Annotated in this window: 1 protein-coding gene and 1 pseudogene; both read left to right on the forward strand. The window is 64.9% G+C overall.

Features of this window, described 5'->3' with window-relative positions:
• The first annotated feature begins 657 nt into the window (after positions 1–657).
• Positions 658–2,445, forward strand: coding sequence for a reverse transcriptase domain-containing protein (locus ACIO5D_RS38455; RefSeq protein ID WP_400800956.1), 1,788 nt, complete (start codon positions 658–660; stop codon positions 2,443–2,445).
• A gap of 45 nt (positions 2,446–2,490) precedes the next feature.
• A pseudogene (locus ACIO5D_RS38460) lies at positions 2,491–2,858 on the forward strand (hypothetical protein); the annotation flags it as partial.

The raw sequence follows: 2,858 nt of genomic DNA on the forward strand, positions 1-2,858 counted from the left end.
CCTGGAGGCGTGGCTGCGCGAGCACCCGGGTGTCGAGATCGTGTGCCGGGACGGCTCCGGGGCCTACGGCGAGGCCGTTCGCCGAGCTTTGCCCGAAGCGGTGCAGGTCGGTGACCGGTGGCAGTGCGCCATGAGGCGCCTTGTCGTATCCCCGACTCAGTCGGGAAGAATTTGGAGGGAGGTTCTTGGGTCCAATGGCTTACCTAATCCGGAAACGGTGAGGGGACCGTAGCATGCCAGGAAAGCGACGGCCGGGCCCAGGCATTGGGGACGGGGCGTCGCGGGACCCGCGTGACATGGCGAAAGCTGGATTGCCTGAATCCCAATCCCCAGAAGATTGAAGGTCGAATCCACCGGAAAGATGCCTGAAACCGGTGCCGCGCCCTGCGACGGCTTAGTACCATGGCCGACGCAACCTCCAGAGCGCGGAGCGATGCCCAGCGAGGGCATTCAAGGGGATGAGTGGGACGCCTACCTCACGCTGTTACGTACGACAAGGACGAACATGGGATCGCCTACGGGAAGAGATCTTCCTATGGCGACGGAGGCCCCGTAGTAGTCGCCGGAGTCACGACCGGCCAAGGAGGACGGGAAAGCCGTCCGCATGGGCGAAGGGGGCCAGGTGATCGGACACCCAAGAACCGGGAGGTATGCGTAATGCAGAACGCCGAAACGGTGCTGAGTGTCCTCCGTGAACGCGGCAGGCGCGGCCTGCCGTGCAATGAACTGTATCGACAGTTGTTCAATCCGCAGTTGTATCTGCTGGCCTATGGGCGTCTGTACTCCAACAAGGGAGCGATGACGCCCGGGGTCACCGGGGAGACCGTGGACGGCATGTCGCTGGGCAAGATCGGGCACGTCATCGACGCGCTGCGCCACGAGCGCTACCGATGGAGCCCGGCCAGGAGGGTCTACATCCCCAAGGGGCGGAGCAGCACGAAGCTGCGTCCGCTCGGCCTGCCGCCCTGGAGCGACAAGCTCGTCGGCGAAGTGGTCCGTCTGCTGCTTGAGGCGTACTACGAGCCGACGTTCTCCGATTCCTCTCACGGTTTCCGCCCTCGCCGGGGCTGCCACACCGCGTTAAGTGATGTGGTCCATACCTGGACGGGGACGGCCTGGTTTATCGAGGGTGACATCGCCCAGTGCTTCGACCGGCTCGACCATTCGGTCATGCTCCGAACCCTGGGCGAGAGGATCCACGACAACAGGTTCCTGCGGCTGGTACGCAACATGCTCACAGCCGGATACATGGAGGACTGGGTCTGGAACGCCACGCACAGCGGAAGTCCGCAAGGCGGGGTCGTTTCACCGATCTTATCCAACATCTACCTGCACAAGATGGACGAGTACGTCGAGAAGGTTCTGATCCCGGAATACAGCCGGGGAAGAGTCAGGCAGCCGAACCGCGCCTTTCACCGGGTGTGGGCGGCGATAGGACGCGCTCGCAAGCGTGGCGACCGAACCTCGGTTCGGGAACTACGCAAGCAGCTCCGCAGCATGCCCAGCATGGATACTCAAGATTCCGGCTACCGGCGGCTTCGGTATGTTCGTTATGCCGACGACACCCTGCTCGGGTTCGCCGGACCAAAAGCAGAAGCCGAGGAAATCAAGGAGCGTCTGGCGCGGTTCCTGCATGACGAACTCAAGCTGGAACTGTCGCCGGAGAAGACCCTGATCACGCACGCCCGCACCCAGGCGGCGCGGTTCCTCGGCTACAACATCACCGTGCTTCACAACGACCGCAAGGTCTCCGGCAGACGGCGCTCTGTCAACGGGATCATCAGTCTGCGTGTCCCCCGTTCGGTGGTATCTGCCAAGCAGGCCCAGTACATGAAGCGCGGCAAACCCGCGCGTCGGCCCGAACTGCTGAACCAGGACGACCACGTCATCGTCAGCACCTACGGGTCCGAGTACCGGGGCATCGTCCAGTACTACCTGATGGCCGGCGACGTCTTCCGACTCGCCCGGCTGCAATGGGTCATGGAGACCTCGATGCTGATGACGCTGGCGAACAAGCACCGCTCGTCGGTGTCGAAGATGGCCCGCAAGTACGCGACCACCATCGAGACACCGCACGGGCCGCGCAAGTGCTTCGAGGCCCGCGTCGAACGCATCGGCAGGAAGCCACTGGTCGGACGGTTCGGCGGGATCCCGCTGCGACAGAACAAGAAGACGGTCATCACTGACCGTCAGCTGGCCCTGGTCAACACCAAGCGCAAGGAGCTGGTCACCCGACTCCTTGCCGGGCGATGCGAGGCATGCGGGCACGTCGACGAGGTGGAAGTCCACCACGTCGCCAAGCTCACCGACCTCGGAAAGCCAGGACCGGACCGGCAACCGTGGGCAGATCTCATGGCCGCACGGCACCGCAAAACCCTTGTGGTCTGCGGAAGTTGCCACGCGACCATCCACGGCAGGAAATCTGTCCCGGCACTCACGGAGTAGTCACTGGAGAGCGACGTGCGGTGAAAGTCGCATGCGTCGTTCGGGCTGGGGGCCGCCGGAGAAGGACCTGCTCAGCAGGCACCTCGCCGACGGCCCACCAGTACCATCTGGCGCAATCTCTGCGAGGCCGTCCTGAAGGAAGTGCGGGCGCACTCCGCATGCTGGGCGGCCGTGAACCCACCGCGTCCGGAGGGCGTGCGCGCGGCGACCACCCGCGAGCGCTGGCACCAGGTCCACGACCTGCTCGGCAAGGGCGTGGGCCTGCTCGAGTGCGCCCGCCGTCCCAACCTGGCCCTGAACACCGTCAAGCGATACGCGCGCGCTCCCGAGCCCGAGGGCCTGCGCCGGGCGCCGCAGTACCGGCCCACGCTCGTCGACCCCTACCGCGACCACCTGCGGACCCGCCGCACCGA

Origin of the sequence: Kitasatospora sp. NPDC087315, from assembly GCF_044744345.1 — a bacterium.
In the GTDB taxonomy this organism is placed as follows: domain Bacteria; phylum Actinomycetota; class Actinomycetes; order Streptomycetales; family Streptomycetaceae; genus Kitasatospora.